We start from the raw sequence: 25,895 nt of genomic DNA, 5'->3' as shown, positions 1-25,895 counted from the left end.
CAGCGTACCGGGGAGCCGTCGCCTAGGGTCGGAGCATGCCGACCGACGCCGCCCCGCCTCCCGCCGGCGCCGCGCAGGCCGCCGTCCGGGTCGACAGCTGGCTCTGGGCGGTGCGCGTCTACAAGACCCGGTCGCAGGCCACGGCCGCCTGCCGTGCCGGCCACGTCAAGGTCGGCGACGAGCGCGCGAAGGCGTCGCAGTCGGTGCGGCCCGGCGACGAGGTGCGCGTGCGCGTCGCGGGCGCCGAGCGGATCCTCGTGGTGCGCCGCACGCTCGTGAAGCGCGTGGGCCCGACGGTCGCCGCGGAGGCGATGACGGACCTCACTCCCCCGCCACCGCCGCGCGACGCCGCGCCCGCGACGGTCGTGCGGGACCGCGGCGCCGGGCGCCCGACGAAGCGCGACCGGCGCGAGATCGAGCGGCTGCGCGACCCGGACGGCGTCCGCGGGCGCTGACCGCCCCGAGCGGCGGGCCGGCTAGAGCCCGGCGGCGGCCGCGCGGCGGGCGTGCGCGAGCTCGGCGAGGATCCGCGCCCGCAGCGCGTTCGACCGCTCCGCGAACCCGCGCTGCTCGGCTGCGTAGCGCGCCTTGCCCGCGGGCTCCTCGATCCGCACGGCCTCCAGGCCGAGGCCGGACACGTCGTACGGGCTCGCGCGCATGTCGAGCGAGCGGATGTCGCGCGCCAGCGCGAACGCGTCGAGCAGCGTCTCGCCGGGCACGAGCGGGCCGAGCTTGGTCGCCCACTTGTAGACGTCCATGCCGGCGTGGAGGCAGCCGGGCTGCTCGAGGTCCGGCTGGGTCTCGCGCGTGGGGGCGAGCGCGTTGCGCGGCACGGCCTCCGGCGTGAAGAAGCGGAACGCGTCGATGTGCGTGCACGCCAGCTTGTGCGTCTCGACGACCTCGTCGGTCGCGGCGGATCCGAGGCGCAGCGGCAGCCGCTCGTGCCGCTGCTCGCCGGGTCCCACCTTGTAGACCATCGCCCACTCGTGCAGGCCGAAGCAGGAGAAGCGGCCGGGGCGCTCGGCCGTGCGGCCGAGGATGCGCTCGATGAAGGAGGCGGTGGATCCGCGCGCCTCGAGGTACGCGGACGCGTCGACCCGCACGCCGCCCGCCGCCCGATCCTCGTCCGCGACGTACCAGCGCCAGGCCGCGCGCTCGTCGCCCGCCGCGTCCGCGAGCACGACGCCCGCGCCCGGGTGCCACCGGCGGAGGAGCGAGGGCTTGTGCGGGTAGTAGGTGAAGAGGAAGTCGTCGACCTCGTGGGTGCGGCCGGCGAGGCGGCGCGCGCGGAAGCCCGCGGAGAAGGCGTCGGCGCGGTCGGCGTGGCGCGCGGCGCGGTCGCGCCAGGCGGCGGGATCGAGGACGGCGGGACCCAGGACCGCGCACGGGGCGCCCGCGTCCGCCACCGCCGGGACCCTCGTCGCGGCGGCGGCGAGGTCGGCGGCGGAGGTCATCCGACGAGGCTACCCGCGGGACCGGCCCGGGATCCGCCCGGGGGCGCGGAACGGGGGCTCGCCGTGGGACCCTGCCCGGATAGCATGAGCGCATGGATGACGACTCGCTTCTCACGCCTCCCGGCGTCGCCGGCTACACGATCACCGAGATCGTCGAGAGCGAGTCGGGCGGAGAGCCCCTCTTCATCTCGGCGATCCACCTCGACGGCGAGCACGTCGCCAACTGGATCTCCACCGACCTCGACGAGGACGACGGCATCGTCGCCGACCTCGACCACGCGTTCGGCGGCCCGGCCACCGACCGCATGTTCCGCCAGGCCGCGGCGATCTTCCCGGACGCCGTGCTGTCCGAGATCCTCCCCGAGCTCGTGAGCTTCCTCTGGGTCGTGGCCGACGTCGCCGGCGTCGCCGACGACCAGGACCTCGACTTCGAGGCAGCCATCCGCATCGTCGCCGCCGAGGGCGACCTCGACGCCCAGGACCGCGACCTGCTGGGCCGCCTCGACAGCCTGAAGCGCATCGACTGACCCTCGTCCGCCGCACGCCCGGAACCCCGCCCGCCCTGACGCGCGCGGGGCTCCGGCGTACGGTCGAGGCATGAGCGACTCCGACATCGATCCCCTGTCCACCGTCCAGGGCGCCCCCGGCGTCACGCAGTCCATGCCCGGCGAGGGCGACTCCGACGCGAGCGTCGGCGGCACCGTCCCGGACGGCGAGGGCATCCAGCACGTCGACGACGACGAGGCGCCCGGCGACGGCGGCCTCTCCAGCGGCGGCGACTCGCTCGGCACCGACGAGGACGCGGCCGACACCGGCGCGGGCTCGGCCGACGCGCCGACCGACCTGCCCGCCTGATCCGCCGCAGCGCCCGAGGGCCCGCCGCGATCCGTCGCGGCGGGCCCTCGTGCGTGCGACGGCCCGGTCAGCGCGGGTCAGCCCGCGGCGGGCCCGAGCAGCGTCAGCCGCTCGCGGAGGAGCGCCCGAACGGCGTAGGGATCCGCGACGCTGAGCCGGCCCTCCTCCGAGACGCCGTCGCGCAGCACGAGCGGCAGGACGGATCGGCGGACGACGAGCGCACCGCGGTTGCGTCCGCGCTCCACGCGCTCGACCGGTTGCGCGAGCGCGTCGTCCGGCACGACGACCACCGCGGCCGCGAAGCGCACGCCCGCCGACGCCGCGAGCGACCGGGCGGCGCCGACCAGCCAGGTGACGGGCGCGTCGCCCGGAGCGAGGGCGCCGTCGGGATCCGCCGCGACGGGCTGCAGCTCGCCGCGCACCAGCTGGACGTCCGTGCCCCAGTCCTCGGAGCTGAGCGCGAAGAGCCCGGCGGGCGCGAGCACGACGTGGTCGACCTTGCCGGCGCCGTCGAGGGGCCGCACGTCGTGGAAGATCGTGGCGCCCATGCCGAGCGACGCCGCGGCGCGCGCGGTGGCCTCCTCCGCGAGGGCCTTCGCGAGCAGCCAGCGGACGTCGCGCGGGGCACGCCGTACGAGCTCGGGCGACCAGGGGTCCACGCCGAGCTCGGCGCCCGGCGCCCGGCCCTGCCACGCGGCGACGCGGTCGAGGTAGTGGGCGCGGGCGAGCGCGCCCGCGATGCCGTGGACGGCCGCGCCGAGGCGGGTGCCGGATCCGGGCGCGGGCGCGTACCCGGCGTCGTCCGGCCCGAGCGGGTCGTCGTCGTCCGCGGCCGCCGAACGGCCCTGCCCGCGGTCGTACGCGGCCCGGTCGGCCGGATCCCCGACGAGCTCCCACGCGCGCTGGACGGCGTGGAACAGGTGCGCCTCGCCGCCCGTGTCCGGATGGGTCGCGCGGACGAGCCGGCGGTACGCGGCGCGGAGGGTCGCGGTGTCGGCCGCGGGATCCACGCCGAGCACCTCGTACGGCGTGCGGTCGGCGGGGCTCCCCGCGCGGCTCACTCGGCGGGAGGCACGGACGCGGCGGGGGCGGCCGCGTCGGCGACCTCCGCTTCCCACGGCGCCGGGATGCCGTAGTAGCGCTCGAGGAAGTCCTGCACGCGCTCCTGGCGCTCGTCGGCGGGCACCTCCGGGAAGGACCCGTCGTTGAGGCAGAAGAAGTCCTGCGAGCGGCGCTTCAGGAGGCCGGGCAGCAGGTCGAGCCCGGCGCGCGACGTGGTGTCGACGTAGGTGACCTTGGCGCTCTCCTGCTGCACGGCCCGCGCGGTCATCTGCGCGTAGTAGTGGTACAGCGAGTTGGTGACCGAGATGTCGGTGCTCGAGCGGAAGCGGCTGAGCTGCGTGCGGTGGAAGTCCTCCGCGAACTCCTGCTCGAGCTCCAGCAGGACGCTCTTGCGCAGCGGCGTGGCCGCGTGCTCGAGGTGGCGAGTGATGAGGCGGCCGAAGCGGTCCATGAGGAGGCGCCGGTTGACGCGCGCCGAGTTCTCGAACCCGCTGCGGTCGGAGTCGTTGTCGCCGAGGCCGATGCGCGTGGACGCCTCGATGAACTTCGTGATCCCGCCGGGCGAGAAGAACATGCCGGGCTGCACGGGGCGGCCGAAGAACATGTCGTCGTTCGAGTAGAGGAAGTGCTCGCTGAGGCCCGGGATGTGCTGCAGCTGCGACTCGACGGCCTGCGAGTTGTGCGTGGGCAGGGCGGCGGGATCCGTGAAGAACTCCTCGCTGCGCACGAACGTGACGGAGGGGTGGTCGGCCAGCCACGACGGCTTCGGGGAGTCGGTGACGATGAAGATCCGGCGCACCCACGGCGCGAAGAGGTACACGGAGCGGAGCGCGTACTTGAGCTCGTCGATCTGGCGGAAGCGGGCCTCGGAGTCGTCGCCCTCGCCGACCACGACGTCCTTCATGCGCTCGGCGCGGCGCTTCTGGAACTCGGGGTCGTTGCCGTCGACCCAGGAGAAGACCATGTCGATGTCGAACGTGATGTCGGACGCCTGCGCGTCGAACATGCCCCGGAGCGTCTTCCACTCGTGGCCGTACATCTCGACCGTGGCGGGCACGACCTCGGCGGCGGGCAGGATCTCGCGCGTGAGCGAGTTCTCGACCGGCCAGACGATGGTCTCGCCCTCGAAGCGGAAGAACTGCAGCTCGACCGCGGTGGAGGCGCCGTACGCCAGGAGGCCCACCGGCTCGATGCGCGGACGGTAGAGGCGGAAGATCCCGGCGTCGGGGTTGTCGGTGAGGCGGCCGTCGGCGACGAGCAGCGGCGGGCGGCGGCGGCCGTCGACGGTCTTCGCGTAGAGGGGCTCGTCGGCGCACGCGGCGACGAGGGCGCGCACCACGGTGTCGCGGTTCGCCACGTCGATGGCGATGACCGGGCGCTCGTCGTTGCCGCGGATCAACCAGAAGTCGATGCCGGTCGCGAGCAGGGCGTCGCGGATGAAGAGGAGGTCGGTCACGAGCGCCTGGTGCGGCGTGAGCGTGCGGTTGACGAGGGTCGCGAGGCCCTTGCGGACGAGGACGTCCGGGCGGTGGTGCGTGGTGGGCCACGTGGCGGGCGCGGGGGCGACCGCGTCGTCCTGGCGGGAGAACTCCTCCTCGCTGGTGGCGGGATCGACCGTCGGCTCGAGCGCTACGTTGAACTGCCGTGCGCTGCCCGCCATGGATCATCCCCTTGGTGCTTCTCGTGTGCCTGGTGCGTGCGCTCGACCCGACGGGTGGCGACGGATCATCATACCGAGCGCGGGTGCGGGCCCCCGGGCGGGGGCGCTCCGCGGACGGCGGCCTCCGCCCGTCAGCCCTCGACGTCGGCGGCCGGGAGGGCGTCGACCTCCCAGACCACGGGGGCCTCGAGGAACGGGTGGGTCGCGGGGTCCGGCGCCTGGAGGATCGTGCGCGGGACGTCGTGCCAGCGCAGCTCCGCGAGCTCCTGGCCGACGGGCACCGCGTAGACGACGCACTGCATCCGCTCCTCGACGTCGTGGCCGTCCTCGAGGCGCAGGTCGGGGACCTCGTAGGGGCACTCGGCGTCGTCGGAGATGCCGCCGAGCTGGCGCTGGATGATGTCGGCCTCGGTGCCGTCGGCGAGGAACGGCCGGAGGACCGGGCCGTTCTGCGGGCCGGCCTGGCCCTCGAGCCACCGGGTCTGGACGAAGGCGAAGTAGGGGGTGCGGTCGGCGAACTGCGCGCCGTCCTCGTAGCCGGACCAGTAGGTGGGCTGTCCCTCGGCGACGCCCAGCAGGGTCGTGGCGACCACGTCGTCCGTGGCGCCGGTCTCGTCGACGCTCGGCAGGGCGACCACCTCGCCGAGGGCGACGCGCTGGTCCGGGGTGACCGTGGGCGCGGCGGCGGGGTCGATCGTGACGGCCTCGAACGGCGGGGCGGGCGGGCCGTCGGGGCCGGCGGAGCAGCCCGCGAGGAGGAGCGACGCGGCGAGCGCGGATCCGGTCGCGAGCGCGGCGCGACCGCGGGATCGACGGCGGGGACGTGCGGCGTGGGCGGTGGTGCGGATGGTCATGGTCTCCCCGGGGTCTCCGTCCGAGCGTGGCAGCCGGGTCGTGACCGCGGCAAGTCGGGGGCGCGCCGGCGGGGGCGCGGCCCGGCGGATGCGAGGATCGCTGTCACACGCCCACGCACGACCGCGCTCCCCGAGGGGATCCGCGGCCGTCGACCGGGACGCCCGGGAGGAGACCCATGGACCAGCCGACCGTCCGCTCCGTCGTGCCCGCCCGGACGCGCGACGACCTCGCCGCCCTCGGGCCGACCGTGGCGGCGCTCGCGGGTGGATCCGGCATCTTCGCCGAGCCGCACCCGCACCTCACCGGGCTCGTCGACCTGCAGGCGCTCGGCTGGCCGTCGCTCGTGGCCACGGACGACGGTCTGGAGATCGCCGCGACGTGCACCATCGCCGAGGTCGCGGGGATCGCGCCGCGGGACGGCTGGGCGGCGCACCCCCTCTTCCTCCAGGCCTGCACGGCGCTGTTCGGGTCGACGAAGATCTGGCGGGTCGCGACGGCGGGCGGGAACGTCTGCTCGGCGCTGCCCGCGGGGCCGATGACCGCGCTCGCGGCCGCGCTCGACGCCGAGGCGCTGATCTGGCGGGCGGCGACGGCGGGTGAGCCCGCCCACGACGAGCGGATGCCCGTGGCGGAGCTCGTGACCGGCGACCGCACGACCGCGCTCCGGCCCGGCGACGTGCTGCGGTCGATCCACGTGCCGGCGTCGTCGCTGCGCGCCCGGACGGCGTTCCGCAAGATCGCGCTGTCGCCCATCGGGCGCTCCGGGTCCGTGGTGATCGGCCGGCTCGACGAGGGCGGCGCGTTCGCGCTCACCGTGACCGGCGCCACGCTCCGGCCCGAGCTGCTGCGCTACCCGGCGCTCCCCGCGGCCGAGGCGCTCGCGGACGACGTGCGGGCGATCGGATCCTGGTTCACCGACGCGCACGGGGCCGCCGACTGGCGCCGGGCCGTGAGCGCGCTGCTCGCGGAGGAGATCCGCGCGGAGCTGGCGGGCGACGCGGCGGGCTCCGGCGACGGACCGCCCTCCGGCGAGCGCGGCACCCCGCCGGGCGCCGCCGCCACGACGACGGCAGGAGCACGCCCGTGAGCATGACCGTGGACGGCCGCGAGATCCCGGGCGACCCCGCCCCCGGCCAGAGCCTGCGTACGTGGCTGCGCGCGCACGAGGTGTTCAGCGTGAAGAAGGGCTGCGACTCGGGCGACTGCGGCGCGTGCTCCGTGCTCCTCGACGGCGAGGCCGTGCACTCGTGCATCCTGCCGGCGTTCCGGGCGGAGGGCCGGGAGGTCACGACGGCGGCGGGGCTCGGGACCCCGGGCGACCTGCATCCAGTCCAGGAGCGGTTCGTCGAGGCGGCCGGCTTCCAGTGCGGGTTCTGCACGCCCGGCATGGTCGTCACGGCGGCGTCGCTCGGCGCGGACGACCTCGACGACCTGCCGCGCCTGATGAAGAGCAGCCTGTGCCGGTGCACCGGGTACCGGGCCATCGACGAGGCGATCCGCGGCGAGCACGGCGGACCGGATCACGCGCACGCCGAGGGCTGCGGCGGGGCGCGACCCGAGGGGCTCGGGCCGGTGCGGGCGACGGGATCCGCGACGGCCGAGGACGGCACTCGCGCCGCCGAGCGCGCCCAGACGGGCCGCGTCGGCACGTCGCTGCGCGCGCCCGCGAGCGAGCGCGTCGTCAGCGGCCTCGAGCCGTACACGCTCGACGTGGCGGTCCCCGGCCTCCTGCACGCGAGCCTGGTGCGGAGCCCGCACCCGCACGCGCGCATCCGCTCCATCGACACGTCGGCGGCCCTCGCGCTGCCGGGCGTGCACGCCGTGCTCACCCACCACGACTCCCCCGCCACCCTCTACTCGTCCGCCCGGCACGAGGACCGCTTCGACGACCCCGACGACAGCCGCGTCTTCGACGACGTGGTGCGGTTCCGCGGGCAGCGCGTGGCCGCGGTGATCGCCGACGACGTGGGGATCGCGGAGGCCGCCGTGCGGCTGGTTCGGGTCGACTACGAGGTGCTGCCCGCCGTCTTCGACCCGGAGGAGGCGCGGCGGCCGGGCGCGCCCCTGGTGCACGGCGACAAGGATCCCGCCGTCTCCCGCCTCGCCGACCCGCAGCGCAACGTCGTCGCGGAGATGCACGGCGAGCACGGCGACGTGGCGGCCGGGCTCGCGCGCGCCGACGCGGTCGTCTCGGGCACGTGGTCGACGCACCGCGTGGCGCACACGCACCTCGAGACGCACGCGACCGTCGGCTGGATGGAGGAGGGCCGCCTCGTCCTCCGCACCAGCTCGCAGGTGCCGTTCCTCGTGCAGCGCGAGATCTGCCGGCTGTTCGAGCTGGAGCCGGAGCGCGTGCGCGTCTTCACGGCGCGGGTCGGCGGCGGGTTCGGCGGCAAGCAGGAGATCCTCACCGAGGACGTCGTCACCCTCGCCGTGCTCGCCACCGGCCGCCCGGTGCAGCTGGAGTTCACCCGGTCCGACGAGTTCACGCTCTCGCCCGCGCGGCACCCGATGCGGGTGGGCGTCACGGCCGGCGCGACGGCCGACGGCGTGCTCACGGCGCTCGCCGTCGACGTGCTCAGCGACACGGGCGCGTACGGCAACCACGGGCCCGGCGTCATGTTCCACGGCTGCAACGAGTCCATCGCGCTCTACCGCTCGCCCGCCAAGCGCGTGGACGCGCAGAGCGTCTACACGAACAACCTGCCGTCGGGCGCGTTCCGCGGCTACGGCCTCGGGCAGGTGATCTTCGCGATCGAGTCCGCGCTCGACGAGCTGGCCCGGGAGCTCGGCATCTCGGGCTTCGAGATCCGGCGGCGGAACGCGGTCGTGCCCGGCGACCCGCTGATCATCACGCACGCCGAGGGACCGGACCTCGGCTTCGGCGGCAGCTACGGGCTCGACCAGTGCCTCGACCTCGCGGAGGCGGCGCTCCGCGACGGCGGCGGGGATCCGGTGCCGGACGGCGACCGCTGGCTCGTCGGCGAGGGCATGGCCGCCGCGATGATCGCGACCATGCCGCCGCGCGGGCACTTCGCCGACGTGACCGTCGCGATGGCGGCCGACGGCGTCGTCACGGTCTCGGTCGGCACGGCCGAGTTCGGCAACGGCACGACCACGGTGCACGCGCAGCTCGCCGCGACGGCGTTGGGGACGACGCCCGACCGGATCCGCATCCGCCAGTCCGACACCGACGTCACGCGCTACGACACGGGCGCGTTCGGCTCCGCGGGCACGGTCGTCGCGGGCAAGGCCGTGCACGGGGCCGCGACCGCGCTCGCCGGCCTGCTTCGGGAGGCGGCCGCCGCGCGCACGGGGATCGCCGCCGACGCGTTCGCGCTCACGCCGGACGCGCTCGTCGCGGACGAGGTCGAGGTGCCGATCGCCGAGCTCGTCGGCCCCGACGGGCTCTCCGCGGCGGCGCACGAGGACGGCGCGCTCCGCTCCCTCGCCTTCAACGTGCACGCGTTCCGCGTGGCGGTGGATCCGGCGACGGGCGAGATCCGCATCCTGCGCTCCGTGCAGGCCGTCGACGCGGGCACCGTGCTCAACCCGGCGCAGCTGCGCGGCCAGGTCGAGGGCGGCACCGCGCAGGCGCTCGGCACGGCCATGTTCGAGGAGGTCGTGCACGACGGCGAGGGGCGGATCCTCACGGACGTGCTGCGTAACTACCACATCCCCCAGCTCGCCGACCTGCCCGTGACCGAGGTGCTGTTCGCCGACACGCACGACGACAACGGGCCGCACGGTGCGAAGTCGATGAGCGAGGCGCCCTACAACCCGGTCGCGCCCGCGCTCGCCAACGCGGTGCGGGACGCCATCGGGATCCGGCCGCACGACCTGCCGATGTCGCGCGACCGCGTGTGGCGGCTCCTGCACGGCGGCGGTCCGCAGCCGCGCTTCGACAGCCCGACGACGCTCGGGGAGCGCGGGACGCGGGAGTAGCGGGGGCGGCGCCGCTCTGCGATCAGGCGGCGGCGCGGCGGCGACGGGCCAGCACGACCGCGCGCCCGACCACGCCGACCAGCAGCACGCCGGCTCCCACCGCGATGGACGCCCCGGGCAGCGTCGCCACGAGCACCAGGCAGCCGACGACGCCGAGGACCTGCAGCCACCGCGGGTAGCGCCGGTCCGCGCGCTCCTGCGTGAAGGCCGCGGCGTTGGCGACCACGTAGTACAGCAGCACGCCGAAGGACGAGAAGCCCACGACGCCGCGGAGGTCCACCGTGAGCACGAGCGCGACGACGACCACGGCCACCGCGATCTCGGCCCGCTGCGGCACCCGGTACCGCGGGTGCACGACGGCGAGCGACCGCGGCAGGTCGCCCTCGCGCGACATCGCGAGCGACGTGCGCCCGATGCCGGCGAGCAGCGCCAGGAGCGCGCCGAGGCACGCGGCCGCCGCACCGATCCCGACGACCGGGACGGCCCACGCCCAGCCCGCGTCGCGCACGACGTCGGCGAGCGGCGCGGTTGATCCGGCGAGCCGCGCCTCCCCGAGCACCCCGAGCAGCGTCACGGCGACGAGCGCGTAGACGACGAGCGCGCCGCCGAGCGCGAGGAGGATCGCGCGCGGGATGGTGCGGGCCGGATCCCGCACCTCCTCCCCCATGGTCGCGATGCGCGCGTACCCCGCGAAGGCGAAGAACAGGAGCCCGGCCGACTGGAGGACGCCGTACGGGGTGATGTCGACCACGCCCGCGACCGGCCCCGCGCCGGCGGTCGGCCCGCCCGCGACGAGGCCGGCGACCAGCACGAGGGCGATGACCGCGAGGACCACCGTGATGATCACGCGGGCGAGCCTCGCGGTGCGGGTCACGCCGAGGCAGCCGACCGTCGCGAGCGCGACGACGGCGAGCGCCGCCACCGGCCGCTGCCACGCCGCGGGCACGGCGTACGCGGCGAAGGTCAGGGCCATGGCCGCGCAGCTCGCGGTCTTGCCGATGACGAACGACCAGCCCGCGAGGAAGCCCGGCCACTCCCCCAGCCGTTCGCGGCCGTAGAGGTACGAGCCGCCGGACGACGGGTAGCGGGCGGCGAGCTGCGCCGACGCGGTGGCGTTGCAGAAGGCGACGACCGCCGCGATCGCGAGGCCGACGAGGAGGCCGCCGCCTGCCGCGCGGGCGGCGGCGGGCATGACCGCGAAGATCCCGGCGCCGATCATCGCGCCGAGGCCGAGCACGGTGGCGTCGAGGAGGCCGAGGCGCCGGGCGAGGCCGGGCTGCGCGGCGGCCGCGGGGACGGGGGTCATGCGGTCTCCCGGTGGATGGGGCCGGAGGTCGTCGTCAGCGGCGCGCCCGCGGACCCGGCGCGCGCGGCGAGCACCTCGGCGAGGATCGACACGGCCGTCTCCTGGGGCGTCGACGCGCCGATGTCGAGGCCGATGGGCGAGCGGAGGCGCGCGAGCTCGGCCTCCGTCACGCCCTCCTCCACGAGCAGCGCGCGGCGGCGCACGTCGGTGGCGCGGGATCCCATCGCCCCGACGAACGCGACCGGCAGTCGGAGCGCGGCGACCAGCAGCGGCACGTCGAAGCGGTCGTCGTGGGTGAGCACGCAGATCACGGTGCGGGCGTCGACCGCGGTGCGCGCGAGGTACTCGTCCGGCCACTGCGCGACCACCTCGTGCGCGGACGGGAAGCGGGCGCGGGTCGCGAAGGCCGGCCGGGCGTCGCAGACGGTCACCCGGTAGCCGAGCAGCGCGGCCGCGTCGGCGAGCGCGCCGGAGAAGTCGACGGCGCCGAACACGATCAGGCGGGGCGGCGGCGCGGCGACGAGGTGGAGGACGCGTAGTGGTCCGTCTGCGTAGTCGACCTCCGTGGTGCCCGAGCGTCCGGCGGCGAGGCGGGCGGCGAGCTCGGCGCGGATCCGCCGGGCGGCGTCGATGCCCACGGCCGCGTCGACCGCGGGGTCGGCCGCGCTCGTGATCCACGTGCCGACGGCCGGTCCCTCCAGCACGAGCGCGAGCGACGCGGCGCGGCCGGCGCGGGCGTCCTCGAGCGCGGCGCGCACGGCGTCGGACACGGGCGACCGCGCGTCGCCGGCGGGCGCGACCTCCACGACGACCACGCCGATCCGCCCGCCGCACGTGAGCCCGACCTGGAACGCGTCGTCGTCGCTGACGCCGAAGGACGTGAGCGCGGGCACCCCGTCGTCGAGCACGCCGGTCGCGACCTCGACGACCGCGCCCTCGACGCATCCGCCGGAGATGGATCCGATGACCCGGCCCCGGTCGTCGACCGCCATCGCGGTGCCCGCCGCGCGGGGCGCGCTGCCGAGCACGGCGGTGACGCACGCGACGGCGAGACGGCGGCCGTCGGCGAGGGCATCGAGCACCTCGGCGGCGATCTCGAGCACGGCACCTCCGGATGGGGAGCGCCGGCGAGCGGGCGCGGGACGGGCGGGCGGGTCGGGCGGCGACCGCTCGGATCGGGAGGGCACCGCCCGCCTCAAGCCTCGCACGGCCCCTGCGTAGGGTGGGACGCGGATGCCGGGGGGATCCTCCCGCGGCGACGCGCGCGCATCCGCCGCGCCCGAGGAGGCCGCATGACCCCGACCGCACCCGACCGCGGGCAGCCCCTGTTCCGGCGGGTCCGGCGGGCGTGGCACGACGCCCCGTCCGTCGCGCCGGCGCTCGCGTTCGCGGTCCTGGTCTTCGCCTGGCTGTGGGCGCTCGACCTCGACCGGCCGCCGGAGGGCACCGGCACGGTGATCCTGCGCGCCGTGGTCGCCCTCGTCGCCGGGGCCGCGATGGCGGGCGCACGACGGCTCACCCGTTCGCACCACCCCGGGTCGCCCAGCGACGTCGAGGTGTCGGAGGCCGCCGAGGACGGCGGGCTCCCGGCGGGAGCGGATCCGACCGCGTGGCAGGACGCGCTCGACCGGCGGCGTCGGCGGATCCGCCAGGAGGCGTGGGGCGTGCCGGTCGCGCTCGTGCTGGTCGTCGGCCTCGCCTTCCTCGCTCCGCACGCGAGCGAGGCCCTGCCCGTGGCGTACGTCGCCTTCCTCGCCCTGTTCGTCCCCTACGCCGCGTCGCAGATCGTGTCGCGACAGCGGCGTCGCGACAGCGTGGACGCCCTCCTCATCCCGCTGCAGGAGCGGGCGCGCGCGGAGGAGGAGCGCCGGGCCGGCTGGGCGCCGCCCTCCCCGCACGACCGCATTCCCCCGGCTGCTGGATAAGCTCGGCCCGCTGCCGCGCGCACCCGCCACCGACCGGCCGCCCGACCCATCCGAGGAGCGAGCATGACGACGACGACCCGCCGCACTTGGGGCACCCCCGCATGAAGGCCCTGTCCGACCGCTTCCAGCGGGCTCCCCTCGGGATCGTCTTCCTCGTCCTCTTCCTCATCGTCGTCGTCGTCCGCCTCCTGCTCGAGGCCGTCATGCTCGACGACGGGCTGTCGCTCGGCCGCACGATCGCGACCGTCATCGGCTCGCTGCTGTTCAGCGGTGTGCTGACGCTCGTCGTCGCCCGCCAGCGACGTCGCAGCGGCGGAGCCGACACGATGGCGGAAGTGACCACGTCCCTGAAGAGCCGGCGACTCCCGCTCGACGCCGACCCCGCCACGTGGATCCCCGCCCTCGAGTGGCGGCGCCGTCAGTTCCGGCGTTCGCTGTGGCTCATGCCCGTGCTCGTGGTCGTGCTGGTCGCGATGGGCATCGCGACCATCGTCTTCGTCCCCGAGTCGCCCGCCGGCTGGATCGTCCTGGGCGTCTTCCTCGTCCTCGGCGTCGTCAGCGTGCTGCAGGCCCGCCGCGCGATCCCCCGCATCGACGACCTGCTCCGGCAGCTGCACGAGCGCGACGGCGCACGCGGACCCGTCGACGCGGAGGCTCCCGCGCGCCCCGGCAGCGCCTGATCCGCGCCCGACCGTGACCGGCACCGCTCCCCCGCCGCACGGCCGGCTGCGGCGCGCCCGACGCCGGCTCGCGGACGCCCCAGCGATCGTGCCGGCGATGGGCATCGCCCTCGCCTACGCCGCGATCACGATCTACTCGCGCGTCGCGCTCGGAAACGAGGTTGACGCCGACCGGATCCTGGCGACGCTCACGGTCGGCGCGTTCGCGGGCGTCGTCCTCACGTTCGTCCTCTCCCGCCGGCGCCGCGGGGCCCCGTCCCGCATGCGCTGGGTCGCCGTCTCCGAGGCGATCGACGACGGCCGCCTCCCCGCGGACGCCGACGCCGACTCGTGGCGGTGGCTGCTGCTCCGTCGACGCGAGCTCCACGACCAGCTCGGCGGACCCTGGGCCGTGCTCGTCGCGGCGGTGCTCCTCGTCGGCACCGTCGCCGTGGGCGTGCTCGGCGGGCCGCCCTTCGCGTGGACGCTGCCCGCGGTGATGGCCGTGGCCGCCGCGGTCATGGCCGTCGTCCGGCGCCGGCGCGTCGCGCAGATCGACGCGCTCCTCCAGCCGCTGCTCGACCAGGATCGCGCCCCCGACGCTCCGACCGACGCGGGCGCGGGCGACGCCGGCCCGGGCCCGACCGCCGGACCGGGACGACGACCCCCGACCTGAGCGCGCCGGCGTCACCGCGCCGAGAAGGGTCACCGCTTCCTGAGCGCCGCCGCCGCGCGCGGCGTGTCGGAGCGGCGGGACCGCTCCGGGCCCGACCATCGACCGGGCGCCCGATCCCGCACGACGCGCAGCTCCCTGTCGCCGCGGGGTCACGTCCTCCGCGCGAGCGACGTCGGGCCCCGCCACCCAGCACCGCCGCGCATCAGCCGAGCGAACGGATCCGCATGACCGACCACCGGACCACCAGCACCCCCGCACCGCCCGCCACCGCCTCCCGCCGCGCCGTCCACCGCGGCCACGTCCTCCACATCACCGGATCCCCGCTCGTGCAGGACGCCCGCCGCCACCTCGTCTCGGTGCCCGACGGCGCGCTCGCGGTCGACGACGCCGGACGCATCGCCTGGGTCGGCCCGTTCCGCGAGCTCCCCGCCGCGTTCGCCGACGCCCCCGCGCACGGCGACGCGTCCGACTTCCTGATCCCCGGCTTCGTCGACGCGCACGTGCACTTCCCGCAGACTTACACGACGAGCGCGCACGGCGGCGGCCAGCTCCTCGAGTGGCTCGACTCGTGCGTGTTCCCGTCCGAGGCGCGGCTCGAGGACGAGGGCTTCGCGCGCATGATCGCGGCGGACTTCACGCGCCGCCGGATCATGGCGGGCACGACGAGCGCGCTCGTGTTCGGATCCGCGTTCCCGCACGCGCAGGACGCCCTGTTCGAGGCCTCCCGCGACGCGGGCCTCCGCCTCGTGAGCGGCCGCGGCATCCAGACGGTCGGCTCCGGCCCCGCCGCGCCGCTCCTCACCTCGGAGGAGGACGCGATCGCGCTGTCCTGCGCGGAGATCGACCGCTGGCACGCCGTCGACACGGGCGACGCGACCACCGCGACGCTCCAGGTCGCGATCGTCCCCCGGTTCAGCCTGTCGGTCACGCCGACGACGCTCCGCGGCCTCGGCGAGCTGTACGACGTGGCTCGCGGCAAGGGCGTCCACTTCCACTCGCACCTCAACGAGAACGACCGACCGGGCACGGGCGAGATCGCCGCGGTCCGGCAGGTGTTCGGCACGGACACCTACCTCGACACCTACGACGGGCTCTTCCTCCCCGGGTCGGAGCGGGGCGGATCCAGCCTCCTCGGCCGCCGCAGCGTCTTCGCCCACGCGGTGCACTGCCAGGACTCCGAGCTCGCGCGCCTCGCCGAGACCGGCAGCAGCATCGCGCACTGCCCGACGTCGCAGCAGTTCCTCGGCTCCGGCACGATGCCGTGGCGGCGCACGGTCGCGTCGGGCGTGAACGTGGCGATCGGATCCGACGTGGGCGCCGGCGACGAGTGGCTCGTCTCCCGTGTGCTCAACGACGCCTTCAAGGTGCACCTGTCGGAGCCTGGAGACGCGGGCGAGGAGATCGACGCGGCCGAGCTCCTGTTCACCGGCACGCTCGCCGGCGCCCGCGCGCTCGACATGGAGGACCGCTACGGCAACCTCGACGTCGGCAAGGACGCCGACTTCCTCACGATCACGCCGGACCTCTGGGAGCCGCTCGCCCTCACGCTCGCCCACGGGATCCGTGCGGACGACGCCGACCGCGCCACCGACCAGATCCTGTTCACCCTCCTGATGGGGCTGCGTGAGCCGGCGATCTCGGGCGTGCACGTGCAGGGGCGGCGGGTGTCGGCGGGCTGACGCCGTCCGCGACCCCGGTCACGAGCTCAGCAGCCGGTTCTCGTACGCGTGCACGACGATCTGCGCGCGGCTGCGGAGGTCGAGCTTCGCGAGGATGCTGCTGACGTGGGTCTTCACGGTCGTCTCGCTGATGGAGGCGGCCGCGGCGATCTCGGCGTTGCGCAGCCCCTTCGCGGCGAGCAGGAAGACCTCGCGCTCGCGTGGCGACAGGGCGGCGAGCGCGCGCTCGGGCTGCATCGCCGCGGAGGCGCGCGCGTGCGACGCCACGAGGTCCGTGAGCGGCATCGGGGCGGCGTCGCCCGCGTGCACCGCGCGGATCGTCTCGAGCAGCGTCTCGGGCGTCGCGTCCTTGGTGATGAAGGCGCTGGCGCCGTGCCGCATCGACTGGAACAGGGCCTCCTGCTGCTGGAACGTGGTGAGGATCACGACCCGCGGCCGCGAGTCCGGCGCGCCCTCGACCGCGTCCGGGTCGTCGCGGGTGATCCGGTGCGTCGCCTCGATCCCGCTCATCACCGGCATGCGGATGTCCATGAGCACGATGTCGGGCCGCGTGGACGTCACGAGGTCGACGGCCTCGCGCCCGTCGGTCGCGGAGCCGACGAGCTCGAGGTCGGGCTGCGACTCGATGAGCATGCGGATCCCGTAGATGAAGAGGCGCTGGTCGTCGACGATGACGAGGCGGATCCGGCGCGGCGGCTGGTCGGTCATGCCGCGTCCTCCGCCCGGTCGTCGCGCGGGCCGTCGTCGGCCGCGGCGTCCCCGTCCTCGCGCGCAGGGTCCGCCGCGGCCGCGGCCGCGGCCGCCTCCGCGTCCCGCTCGTCCGCGGCCCGCGCCTCCGCCGGACGCCGCCCGTCGCCCGGGTGCTCGCCGTACGTCGGCAGGAACGCCGTCACCAGGTAGCCGTCGGTCGCGTCGCCCTCCTCGGGATCCGTGCGCTCCGCCGTGAGCCACCCGCCCGCGAGCCGCGCCCGCTCCTGCATGCTGCCGACGCCGAAGCCGCCGCGCGATCGGGCCGGCGGCAGCGTGGAGGCCGGCTCCGGCTCGGGCTCGGATCCGCGGCTCCGCACCGTCAGCGCGAGGCCCGGCCCCTCCCAGACGAACGAGACGTCGACGGTCGGGGCCCCCCGCGTGTGCTTGAGCGCGTTCGTCAGGCTCTCCTGCACGATCCGGTAGACGCTGAGCTGCTGCGACGGCGTGAGCCCGCCGGGCCGCCCGGTCGTGCGGAGGTCGACGCGCATCCCGGTGGCCGCCATGCCCCGCACGAGCGCGGGCAGGTCGGCGAGGTTCGGCTGCGGCCGGTGCGCGTCGTCGGTCAGCTCCTCGATGAGGCCGCGCAGGTCGAGCAGCGCCGACCGGGCCGTCCCCGCGATCTCCCGCAACGCCTCCTCCGTGGTCTCCGGCCGGGTCTCGCGCAGGAACCGTGATCCGTCGGCCACGGCGACCACGACGGCGAGCGAGTGCGCCAGCACGTCGTGCACCTCCTGCGCGATGCCGCTGCGCTCCTGCGCGATCCGCAGCTCCACGCCCGCGACCTCGAGGTCCGCCTCGGCGCGCACGAGACGGGCACGGTCCGCCCGGGCGCGACGGGCCCGGTCCGCCATGGCGCGACGCGCCCGGTCCGTCGTGCCGCGACCGCCCAGCTGCAGCGAGACTCCCAGAGCCCAGGCACCGAGGTAGAAGACCGCGGCGACGCCCGCCAGCAGGAGCGCGAGGCCCACCGACACGGCGTCGCGCTCCGTCGCGGACGGCAGGCTCTGCCATGCGGTCTGGTATCCGGACGCCGACATCGCGAAGCCCAGGCACACCGCCTGGAACGCGCCGACCGCGAGGGCGGCGGCGCGCACGGTCGGGCCCGCGGTGCGCCCGATCGCGAACGCGACGACGAGCGCCGCCCCGGCGACCGGCCACGCGGACGGGTCCGGCGGCGCCACGAGGCCCAGCAGCGGTCCCAGGCCGGAGGCCCCGAGCATCTGCAGGGTGGGGAGGACGAGCACGATGACGAGCGCGGACCGCGGCGCCGACCGCGCCGTCGCGATCGCGACGCCGTACGCCGCCACCGTCACGGTGTACGCGAAGCCGTGCTCCTGCAGTGCGCCGCCGAGCCCGACCCAGAGGCAGAGGAGGACGTACGCCACGCCGGCGGCGGGCTCCAGCAGCGGCCGGAGGCGGGAGCGGTGTCGGGGGCGCATGCCCTCACGCTAGGGGTGGGTGCGCCCGGGATCCGAGGCCCGGCGCCCGTCTTCATCCGAAGGGACGAGGCAGGCGGTGCCCCCTCCCGTCCAGCGCCGCCTATCCCCGCTCGTCGCCCTCGTGCGCGGCGCGGTCCTCCGCGTCCCCCTCCACATGCTGCGCGAAGCCGTGCGGCCCGCCGTCGGGCTCCATGCCGAAGGAGGAGAAGGTCACCGAGCCCATCTCCCCCGCGGGCTCGTACGACCCGTCGAAGACCGCCCGGCGCGCGGTGACCACGTGGTAGCCCGCGCCGCCCTCCTCGTCCGGGTCGTAGGCGGGTCCGTCGTCCGGCCCGCCGCTGCCGAGGAGGCGCCGGGTGAGCGCCGTGCCCGCGGCGAGCAGCCCGTCGAGCGCCGCGGCCAGGTCGTCGTCGCCCGGTCGGCGGCCGTCGAGCGCCGCGCGGAGGACGGTGCGCCGCATGAGCTCCTTCGCGAAGGACCCGGTGGTCCCGTCCGCGGCGAGCGCGGCCGCGTCGAGCGCGTCGTCGGAGAGCGGCAGGCCGTCCGCGTACCTGCGGAACAGGCGCCTGCGCGCCTCCGTGCCGGGCAGCGGGATCTCCACGGCGAGATCCACCCGCCCCGGTCGCGTCGCGAGGGCGCGCTCCAGGGTCTCGACGCGGTTCGTGGTCATGACGAAGGCCACGTCCGCGTCGCTGTCGAGGCCGTCGAGCGCGTCCAGCACCTCGAACAGGAGCGGCTGCGGCGACGCGTTCCGCTGCATGGCGACGAGGTCGATGTCCTCCAGCACGACGATCGACGGCGCGAAGGTCCGCGCGATCTCCGCGGCCTGCGTGATGAACTGGATGCTCGACCCGGTGAGGACGACAGCCGTCACCCCAGGCGTGCGGGAGAGCAGGTGCCGCACCGTCAGCGTCTTGCCCGTTCCGGGGGGACCGTAGAGCAGCACTCCCCGCTTGAGGTGCTGTCCCGCGGCCCGGAGCGCGTCGCGGTGGTCGCCGATCCCGACCACGTGCTGCACGACCTCCTCGAGGACGCCCTCCTCCAGCACCACCGCGTCCTCCGGGACGTCCGGCCGGGCGACGAAGGACGCGCCCGCGGAGGCGCCGAACTGCGTGGCCTGGAAGGAGAGCACCTGCCCGCGGAGCACGCTGCGCTCGATCATCAGCGCGCGCAGGCGCTCGAGGAACGCGGTGACCGCGGCGGCGTCCGCCCCCATCACCTCGAGCTGCGCCTCCTCGCGCCCGAACTGCGGGGCGGCGCCGCGCTGCACGACGACCAGGGGCGAGCCCGCGTGCCGGAGCAGGCGGATGCCGAACTGCACGACCCGTCGTCGCTCGTCGGGACCCGTCGCGCGGTCGGCGTAGGAGACGGGTCCCGGTGCGTAGCGCATGTGCGGATTCGCGATCAGCTCCGACAGGGACGAGTGGAAGCGCTGCTCGCCGCCGGTGGATCCGATCAGGCTGCCGGGACCGGTCGCGGCCAGCTCGTCGAGCGCGATGTCCGCGTCGACGAGGCGGTGGGCCGGCACCTGCTCGACGACGATGGGCAGCGCGGCGGCGTCCTCGCCGAGGTGGGCGGAGAGGGCATCGCCCAGCGGCGTGCGCTCGCTGACGCCCTCGGCCGCGAGCGCGCTGACGCGGTCCAGGTAGGCGGCGACGGATCGCATCATCCGTCGGTCGAGCTCGTCCAACGGCATGGGGCACCTCGTCTCCGGCCGCCCGGTGCGACCAGTCCGAACGTACTGGGCCGGGTCAGCCGCGGGCGGGAGCGCCTGGCCCGCTCAGCGCCCCCGGGCCTCCGATGCCCTCCCCTCCGCGTGCCGCCCCTCCAGCAGCCGCAGCCGCACGCGGTGCGCGACGACGATGAGCGCGAGCCACACGAGCGCCAGCAGCCAGCCGGCGAGGACGTCGGTGAGCCAGTGGTGGCCGAGGTAGACGCGGCTGAGGCTCACGGACGCGGCGAACGCGACGGCGACGACGTAGGTGAGCACGCGCGTCGCCCGCCGCATCTGGCGCAGGACGAGCAGGTACGCGACGATCCCGGCGACCACGCTGGCGTTGAGCGTGTGGCCGGACGGGAACGACGGCGACGTCTCGTAGGGCGGCACGGCGTCGGCGCGCGGCGGGCGGTCGCGGCCGACGAGCTCCTTGCCGACCTCGGTCATGAGCAGGGATCCGGCGCCCGCGGTGAGCCCGAGCACGACCGGCACCCACTGGCGTCGGCGGATCGCGAGGACGACGATCACCGCGACGCCCACGATCGGCACGGCGTAGACGCCCGCGGCCTCGGTGAAGACGGTGACGGCGGTGTGGAGCCAGGGCGAGCGGACGTCCATGGCGAGGTGCAGCGCGGGCTCGTCGAGGAGGGCGACGCTGTCGTCGTCGATGACGGCGACGTAGAGGCCGGCGAAGAGGCTCGACGCGGCCGTGATGACGAGGAGGCCGAGGACCAGGAAGGCGGCGAAGGCGCCCGAGGGGCCGACGCGGGTCACGACGCCGGTCGCCGCGCGGGCGACGCGACCCGGCGGGCGGGTGCGCGGGCGGCGGGGCGGCAGGCGGTCGCCGGTGGAGGCGAGGCCGGTGGGCGCGGCGGATGCGGGACCCGCGTCGCGACGCGCGGATCCGGAGGCGGGCCGGGTCACCCGTGGACGAGGGCGGACGACGGGACGCGCTCGCGCTGGCGGACGGCGGCCGTGATGAGGCCGACGACGCCCGCGACGAGGCCCACGACGAAGGTGGCGACGCCGCCGAGGATGCCCATCAGGACGATGCCGAACGTGCTGACGCCCTCGTCGAGGTAGCCCGTTCCCGTCTGCGCCGACCAGGTGGCGAGGATCGCGAGGCCCAGGGCGAGGACGAGCGCGACGACCGTGCAGCCGACGACGTACCAGCCCCATCCGGCGCCGCGGGCCTTGGCGACGGCGAGGACGACGCCGACGAGGATCGCGAGCACGGGCACGCCGAGCGACAGGGTGAGGGCGAGCGCGGAGGCGGTGTCGGGATCCATGGATCGAGCGTAGGCCGCGCGGCTGGGCGGGGCGAGGGGGCCGGGGCGGAAGGTGGCGGGCGCGCTCCTAGCATGGTCGGATGGCGGGATCGCGGGACGCGGATGACGACGGGCGATCGGCCCGGCGGATCGCGGGCGTCGTCCTCGCCGCCGGCGCCGGCACCCGCTTCGGCGGCCCCAAGGCGCTCGCGACGCATCCCGACGGCACGCCCTGGCTCGCGACCGCGATCCGCGCTCTCGCCGACGCCGGCTGCTCCCCCGTGCTCGTCGCGCTCGGCGCGTCCGCCGACGAGGCGGAGGCGCTGCTCGGCACGCTTCCCGAGGCCGACCGTGCGCTCGTCGTGCGCGCCGACGACTGGGCCGACGGCATGTCCGCCTCCCTGCGCGCGGCGCTCCGCGCGGCCGCGGCGCTGGATCCGCCGCCGGTCGCCCTCGCCGTCGTGCCGGTCGACGTGCCCGACCTCGACGCCGCGACCGTCCGGCACGTGCTCGACGCGGCCGCCGTGGATGGGACCACGCTCCGCCAGGCCGTCTTCCACGGCCGCCCCGGCCACCCCGCCCTGCTCGGCCGCGACCACTGGCGGCCGCTCGCCGCCGAGGTGCGCGGGGACGCGGGCGCCCGCGCCTACCTGGCCGCGCGCGGCGCGTTCCTCGTCGAGACCGCCGACCTGAGCACGGGCGAGGACGTCGACCGGCGACCTCGACGCGGCGACGCCTGATCCGCCGCCGGACGAGCCTCAGCGCCCCAGCGCCTCCTCCAGCGCGTGCCAGGCGAGCAGCGCGCACGTGCCCCGCAGCGGGTAGCGGCCGGAGTCGGCGAGGGCGAACGCGTCGCCGAGGCGGTCCTCCGTGCCGGGCCGGAGCTCGTGGGAGCGGATCAGAGCGCGCAGCTCGACGACGAGCGCCGACGCCTCGGCGGCCGTCCGCCCCTCGACGAGCTCGGCGAGCATCGACGCGGACGCCTGCGAGACCGTGCAGCCGCGGCCGTGCCAGCGGACGGCGATCTGCTCGGCGGGATCCACGGCGGCACCCGCGGCGACGGCAGGGTGCGCCGGATCCACCGCGAGCACCCGGAGGTCGACCACGTCGCCGCACGTCGCGTTCCGCTGCTCGGAGGATCCGAGCACGACGCCGACCGCGGGCGTCGCGGCGTCGGGCTCCGCGACGAACCGGCCGGGCGCCGACGCGGCCCGCACCGCCGCGTCGCTCCCGACGCGACGGCGGGCGTGGTCGGCGATGAGCGCCGACGCGATCTGCCGGTCGAGCGTCATCGACCGACCGCGTACCCCTGCGCCCCGCGGGGGTTGGCCGCCGCTCCCAGCAGGCCCGTGGCCGGATCCCGCGTCACGGCCGAGAGCCGCCCCAGCGTCCAGTCGCCGACGACCTCCACCTCGTGCCCGCGGGCCTCGAGGTCGGCGATCACGTCGTCGCCCACCCGGCCCTCGACCACGAGGCCGCCGGGCGTCCAGGTGCGCGGCCAGAAGGATCCGGGGACGCTCGTCGTGTGGAACGTCGGCGCGTCCACGGCCTGCTGCGGGTCGAAGCCGCCCACGATCGTGCGCAGCAGGTAGGGCAGCTGCCACTGGTCCTGCTGGTCGCCCCCGGGTGAGCCGAGCGCCTCGACGGGCTCGCCGTCGCGCGTGATCAGCGTGGGCGTCAGCGTCGTGCGCGGCCGGCGCCCGGGCACGAGCGACGACGGGCCGCCGGGCTCGAGCCACGTCATCTGCAGGCGGGTGCCGAGGCAGAAGCCGAGCGACGGGATGAACGGCGACGACTGGAGCCAGCCGCCGGAGGGCGTCGCGGAGATCATGTTGCCCCACCGGTCGACGACGTCGAGGTGGCAGGTGTCGCCGCGGGTCTCGCCCGTGCGGGAGACGGTCGGCTCGCCCGTGCCGCCGGCGGACGCGGGCGCGTCGCCCTCGACCACGAGCGGCGGCAGGAACGGCTCCACGCCGTCGACGCGCCCGGGCCGCAGCTCGTGCGACGCCTCGTCGGTGATGAGCGCGCGCCGCTCGGCCGCGTACTCCGCGCTGAGCAGCACGTCGAGGGGCGCGCCGCCCGGCACCGCGTCGCCGTAGTAGGCCTCGCGGTCGGCGAGCGCGAGCTTCTGCGCCTCGATGATGCGGTGGATCCCGGCAGCGGTCGCCGGGTCGATCTCCTCGTCCGTGAACCCGTCGAGGATCGCGAGCGCTTGCAGCAGCGCCGGCCCCTGGCCCCAGGCGTCGGTCTTCCAGATGCGCAGGCCGCGGAACTCGATCGACACCGCGTCCTCCCACGAGGCGCGGGACCCGGCGAGGTCCTCGGCGGTGAGGAGGCCCGCGTGGTCGGCGCCCGTGGAGTGCCGGTGCGGATCCTGCACGCTCGCGACCATCTCCTCCGCGACGAAGCCCTCGGCCCAGACGGTGCGCGCGGCCTCGATGCGGTCCTCGCGCGTCGCGTCCGGTCCGGCTGAGGTCGACGCCTCGTCGAGGATCCGCTCCATGGCGGCCGCCCACGCCGGGTTGCTCACGAGCGCGTCGGCGTCGGGCACGCGGCCGTCCGGCATCCAGAACGCGGCGGACGCGGGCCAGTGGTCGCGGAACAGCTCCGCGACGCCGCCGATGGTGCGGGCCACGCGCTCGAGCATCGGATGCCCGTCCCGCGCGTACCCGATGGCGAACGCCCACACGTCGGCGAGCTCCCACGTGCCGTGGTCGCGCAGCAGCAGGAGCCACGCGTCGACGGCGGCGGGCACGGCCGCGGCGAGCGCGCCGGCGCCGGGCACGCGGTCGAGGCCCTCCGCCCGGAAGCGCTCGGGCGTCGCGGCGGCGGGTGCGGATCCCTGCCCCATGAGCAGCTTCGGCGCTGCCTCGCCCGCGACGTGCACGACGGCGGTCATGTCGCCGCCGGGCCCGTTGAGGTGCGGCTCGACGACGTGCAGCACGAAGGCGCTCGCGACCGCGGCGTCGAACGCGTTGCCGCCGCGCTCGAGCACCGCCTGGCCGGTGCCGGAGGCGAGCCAGTGCGTGGAGGCGCTCATGCCGAACGTGCCGCGGAGCGTGGGTCGGGTGGTGAATGCGTCGGGCGCGCGGAACGTCACAGAGGGGTCCTTCCGATGGGATGCCCCCAGTCGACCACACCCGTTCCGTCTCCGCGGGAATGCCACCGGCCCTGCGTCCGTTCACCGTTCGACCCGGGAGGCCCATGACTGACACCACTGGCGTCGGATTCCGATCCGAGCGCGGACCCATCCTCATCGCCCTGATGATGACGACGGGCCTCGTGGCCATCGACTCGACCATCCTCGCGACCGCCGTGCCGTCCATCGTGGACGACCTCGGCGGCTTCGCCTCGTTCCCGTGGCTGTTCTCCATCTACCTGCTCGCGCAGGCGGTGTCGGTGCCGCTCTACGCGAAGCTCGCCGACACCGTGGGCCGGAAGCCGATCATCCTCATCGGCATCGGCCTGTTCCTCGTCGGATCCGTGCTGTGCGGGTTCGCGTGGAGCATGCCGGCGCTCATCGCGGCCCGCGCGATCCAGGGCCTCGGCGCCGGGGCCGTGCAGCCCATGGCGATCACGATCGCGGGCGACATCTACACGGTCGCCGAGCGCGCCAAGACGCAGGGCTACCTCGCGAGCGTGTGGGCGGTCTCCAGCGTGGTCGGCCCGACCCTCGGCGGCGTGTTCTCCGAGTTCACGAGCTGGCGCTGGATCTTCTTCGTCAACGTGCCGCTGTGCCTCCTCGCCGGCTGGATGATCGTCCGCCGCTTCCACGAGTCCATCGAGCGCACGAAGCACCGCGTCGACTACGCGGGCGCCGCGCTCCTCACGGTCGGCCTCAGCCTCCTGATCCTCGCCGTGCTCGAGGGCGGCCAGGCGTGGGCGTGGGACTCCCTGCCGAGCATCGGCGCGTTCGCCGTCGGCGCCGTGCTGATCCTCGCGTTCCTGATGGTGGAGCGTCGCGCCGCCGAGCCCGTGCTCCCGCTCTGGGTGTTCTCCCGGCGCCTGCTGCTCACGACCACGCTGGTCTCGCTCGGCGTCGGCGCGATCCTCATCGGCCTCACCTCCTACGTGCCCACCTACCTCGAGGGCTCGCTCCGCGTCACGCCGCTCGTCTCCGGCCTCGCGCTCGCGGCGCTCACGATCGGCTGGCCCATCTCGGCGTCGCTCTCGGGCCGCCTGTACCTCCGGATCGGGTTCCGTCGCACGGTGCTCATCGGCATGGCGCTCACGATCGCGGGCACCGGATCCATCGCGCTGCTCGCCGGCACGCCGACGCTCGCCGGGATCGCCGCCGGCTGCTTCGTGGTGGGCCTGGGGCTCGGCCTCGTGGCGACCCCCAGCCTCATCGGCGCGCAGTCGAGCGTCGGCTGGGGCGAGCGCGGCGTCGTCACGGGCGCGAACCTCTTCGCCCGGTCGATCGGCAGCGCGGTGGGCGTCGCCGTGTTCGGGGCGATCGCCAACGCGATCTTCTCCGCCTCGGCCGGTGGCCAGCGCGATCCGGACGCCGTGATCGCCGCGTCCGGCGCCGTCTTCCTCGCGGTCGGCGTGTGCGCGCTCGCGACGGTCGTCGCGGGCCTGCTGATGCCGGAGTCGCGCGTCGAGGACACCGAGATCGCCCGCGCGGAGCCCGTCGTCGACTGAC

The 25,895-nt window shown here is 75.8% G+C and carries 24 protein-coding genes; 11 read left to right on the top strand and 13 right to left on the bottom strand.

Features of this window, described 5'->3' with window-relative positions:
- The first annotated feature begins 35 nt into the window (after positions 1-35).
- Complete coding sequence (locus FGI33_RS03640; RefSeq protein WP_204586044.1) at positions 36-455, top strand: RNA-binding S4 domain-containing protein; 420 nt, start codon at positions 36-38, stop codon at positions 453-455.
- A gap of 21 nt (positions 456-476) precedes the next feature.
- Here FGI33_RS03640 and FGI33_RS03635 read toward each other — a convergent pair whose 3' ends face one another.
- Positions 477-1,454, bottom strand: coding sequence for a 3-methyladenine DNA glycosylase (locus FGI33_RS03635; RefSeq protein ID WP_237582281.1), 978 nt, complete (start codon positions 1,452-1,454; stop codon positions 477-479).
- Between the two features lie 92 nt (positions 1,455-1,546).
- Between FGI33_RS03635 and FGI33_RS03630 the strand changes: the two genes are divergently transcribed.
- Positions 1,547-1,981: a hypothetical protein gene (locus tag FGI33_RS03630; RefSeq protein ID WP_119403303.1), complete on the top strand. Its 435-nt coding sequence runs from the start codon at positions 1,547-1,549 to the stop codon at positions 1,979-1,981.
- A gap of 70 nt (positions 1,982-2,051) precedes the next feature.
- Entirely contained in the window at positions 2,052-2,309 is a 258-nt protein-coding gene (locus FGI33_RS03625) for a hypothetical protein (protein ID WP_237582280.1), read from the top strand.
- Positions 2,310-2,386: 77 nt separating this feature from the next.
- Here FGI33_RS03625 and FGI33_RS03620 read toward each other — a convergent pair whose 3' ends face one another.
- The 3 genes from FGI33_RS03620 to FGI33_RS03610 all read right to left on the bottom strand — a co-directional run bounded on the left by FGI33_RS03620 (position 2,387) and on the right by FGI33_RS03610 (position 5,885).
- Positions 2,387-3,370, bottom strand: coding sequence for a J domain-containing protein (locus tag FGI33_RS03620; RefSeq protein ID WP_237582279.1), 984 nt, complete (start codon positions 3,368-3,370; stop codon positions 2,387-2,389).
- Positions 3,367-5,031 (bottom strand): stealth family protein, encoded by a 1,665-nt coding sequence (locus FGI33_RS03615; protein ID WP_119435332.1) that lies wholly within the window; start codon positions 5,029-5,031, stop codon positions 3,367-3,369. Before FGI33_RS03615 ends, FGI33_RS03620 begins: the two co-directional genes overlap by 4 nt.
- A 131-nt stretch (positions 5,032-5,162) precedes the next feature.
- Positions 5,163-5,885: a hypothetical protein gene (locus FGI33_RS03610; protein WP_237582278.1), complete on the bottom strand. Its 723-nt coding sequence runs from the start codon at positions 5,883-5,885 to the stop codon at positions 5,163-5,165.
- A 176-nt stretch (positions 5,886-6,061) separates the two neighbouring features.
- Here FGI33_RS03610 and FGI33_RS03605 point away from each other — a divergent pair, with 176 nt between their 5' ends.
- Positions 6,062-6,973, top strand: a complete 912-nt coding sequence (locus tag FGI33_RS03605; protein ID WP_237582277.1) for an FAD binding domain-containing protein — start codon at positions 6,062-6,064, stop codon at positions 6,971-6,973.
- Positions 6,970-9,831, top strand: coding sequence for a molybdopterin-dependent oxidoreductase (locus FGI33_RS03600; protein WP_119435057.1), 2,862 nt, complete (start codon positions 6,970-6,972; stop codon positions 9,829-9,831). Before FGI33_RS03605 ends, FGI33_RS03600 begins: the two co-directional genes overlap by 4 nt.
- A gap of 22 nt (positions 9,832-9,853) precedes the next feature.
- On the opposite strand, the gene FGI33_RS03595 is transcribed toward FGI33_RS03600, so the two are convergent.
- A complete protein-coding gene (locus FGI33_RS03595) occupies positions 9,854-11,137 on the bottom strand; it encodes an APC family permease (RefSeq protein ID WP_237582276.1) in 1,284 nt (427 codons plus the stop codon).
- A complete protein-coding gene (locus FGI33_RS03590) occupies positions 11,134-12,240 on the bottom strand; it encodes an XdhC family protein (protein ID WP_237582275.1) in 1,107 nt (368 codons plus the stop codon). Before FGI33_RS03590 ends, FGI33_RS03595 begins: the two co-directional genes overlap by 4 nt.
- A gap of 189 nt (positions 12,241-12,429) precedes the next feature.
- On the opposite strand from FGI33_RS03590, the gene FGI33_RS03585 reads away from it, so the two are divergent.
- From FGI33_RS03585 to FGI33_RS03570, 4 genes are all read left to right on the top strand, one after another.
- Positions 12,430-13,062, top strand: a complete 633-nt coding sequence (locus tag FGI33_RS03585; protein WP_119435570.1) for a hypothetical protein — start codon at positions 12,430-12,432, stop codon at positions 13,060-13,062.
- Between the two features lie 101 nt (positions 13,063-13,163).
- The gene (locus FGI33_RS03580; RefSeq protein ID WP_119435569.1) at positions 13,164-13,742 is read left to right on the top strand and encodes a hypothetical protein; all 579 of its coding nucleotides are present in this window, start codon (positions 13,164-13,166) and stop codon (positions 13,740-13,742) included.
- A gap of 97 nt (positions 13,743-13,839) precedes the next feature.
- The gene (locus FGI33_RS03575) at positions 13,840-14,397 is read left to right on the top strand and encodes a hypothetical protein (protein ID WP_237582274.1); all 558 of its coding nucleotides are present in this window, start codon (positions 13,840-13,842) and stop codon (positions 14,395-14,397) included.
- Positions 14,398-14,621: 224 nt separating this feature from the next.
- Positions 14,622-16,076: an amidohydrolase family protein gene (locus FGI33_RS03570; protein WP_119435474.1), complete on the top strand. Its 1,455-nt coding sequence runs from the start codon at positions 14,622-14,624 to the stop codon at positions 16,074-16,076.
- An 18-nt stretch (positions 16,077-16,094) separates the two neighbouring features.
- On the opposite strand, the gene FGI33_RS03565 is transcribed toward FGI33_RS03570, so the two are convergent.
- The 5 genes from FGI33_RS03565 to FGI33_RS03545 all read right to left on the bottom strand — a co-directional run bounded on the left by FGI33_RS03565 (position 16,095) and on the right by FGI33_RS03545 (position 21,271).
- Positions 16,095-16,784 (bottom strand): response regulator transcription factor, encoded by a 690-nt coding sequence (locus FGI33_RS03565; protein WP_119435475.1) that lies wholly within the window; start codon positions 16,782-16,784, stop codon positions 16,095-16,097.
- Positions 16,781-18,265: a sensor histidine kinase gene (locus tag FGI33_RS03560; RefSeq protein ID WP_237582273.1), complete on the bottom strand. Its 1,485-nt coding sequence runs from the start codon at positions 18,263-18,265 to the stop codon at positions 16,781-16,783. The genes FGI33_RS03565 and FGI33_RS03560 overlap by 4 nt, the downstream gene beginning before the upstream one ends.
- Positions 18,266-18,365: 100 nt before the next feature.
- On the bottom strand, positions 18,366-19,961 hold the full coding sequence (locus tag FGI33_RS03555; protein ID WP_237582272.1) for an AAA family ATPase: 1,596 nt from the start codon (positions 19,959-19,961) through the stop codon (positions 18,366-18,368).
- Between the two features lie 84 nt (positions 19,962-20,045).
- Complete coding sequence (locus FGI33_RS03550; protein ID WP_237582271.1) at positions 20,046-20,906, bottom strand: phosphatase PAP2 family protein; 861 nt, start codon at positions 20,904-20,906, stop codon at positions 20,046-20,048.
- A complete protein-coding gene (locus FGI33_RS03545) occupies positions 20,903-21,271 on the bottom strand; it encodes a hypothetical protein (RefSeq protein WP_119457458.1) in 369 nt (122 codons plus the stop codon). The genes FGI33_RS03550 and FGI33_RS03545 overlap by 4 nt, the downstream gene beginning before the upstream one ends.
- Before the next feature lie 80 nt (positions 21,272-21,351).
- Between FGI33_RS03545 and FGI33_RS03540 the strand changes: the two genes are divergently transcribed.
- Positions 21,352-21,990: a nucleotidyltransferase family protein gene (locus tag FGI33_RS03540; RefSeq protein WP_237582270.1), complete on the top strand. Its 639-nt coding sequence runs from the start codon at positions 21,352-21,354 to the stop codon at positions 21,988-21,990.
- A gap of 18 nt (positions 21,991-22,008) precedes the next feature.
- Here the strand turns inward: FGI33_RS03540 and FGI33_RS03535 are convergent, their stop codons facing one another.
- Positions 22,009-22,542: an iron-sulfur cluster assembly scaffold protein gene (locus FGI33_RS03535; RefSeq protein WP_237582269.1), complete on the bottom strand. Its 534-nt coding sequence runs from the start codon at positions 22,540-22,542 to the stop codon at positions 22,009-22,011.
- Complete coding sequence (locus FGI33_RS03530; protein ID WP_420022555.1) at positions 22,539-24,350, bottom strand: gamma-glutamyltransferase family protein; 1,812 nt, start codon at positions 24,348-24,350, stop codon at positions 22,539-22,541. The genes FGI33_RS03535 and FGI33_RS03530 overlap by 4 nt, the downstream gene beginning before the upstream one ends.
- 104 nt (positions 24,351-24,454) lie before the next feature.
- Between FGI33_RS03530 and FGI33_RS03525 the strand changes: the two genes are divergently transcribed.
- The gene (locus FGI33_RS03525; protein WP_119435094.1) at positions 24,455-25,894 is read left to right on the top strand and encodes an MFS transporter; all 1,440 of its coding nucleotides are present in this window, start codon (positions 24,455-24,457) and stop codon (positions 25,892-25,894) included.
- Position 25,895: the final 1 nt, after the last annotated feature.

The sequence above is a fragment of the Clavibacter phaseoli genome, from assembly GCF_021922925.1.
GTDB lineage: Bacteria > Actinomycetota > Actinomycetes > Actinomycetales > Microbacteriaceae > Clavibacter > Clavibacter phaseoli.
This window is presented reverse-complemented; position numbering and strand designations above follow the sequence as displayed.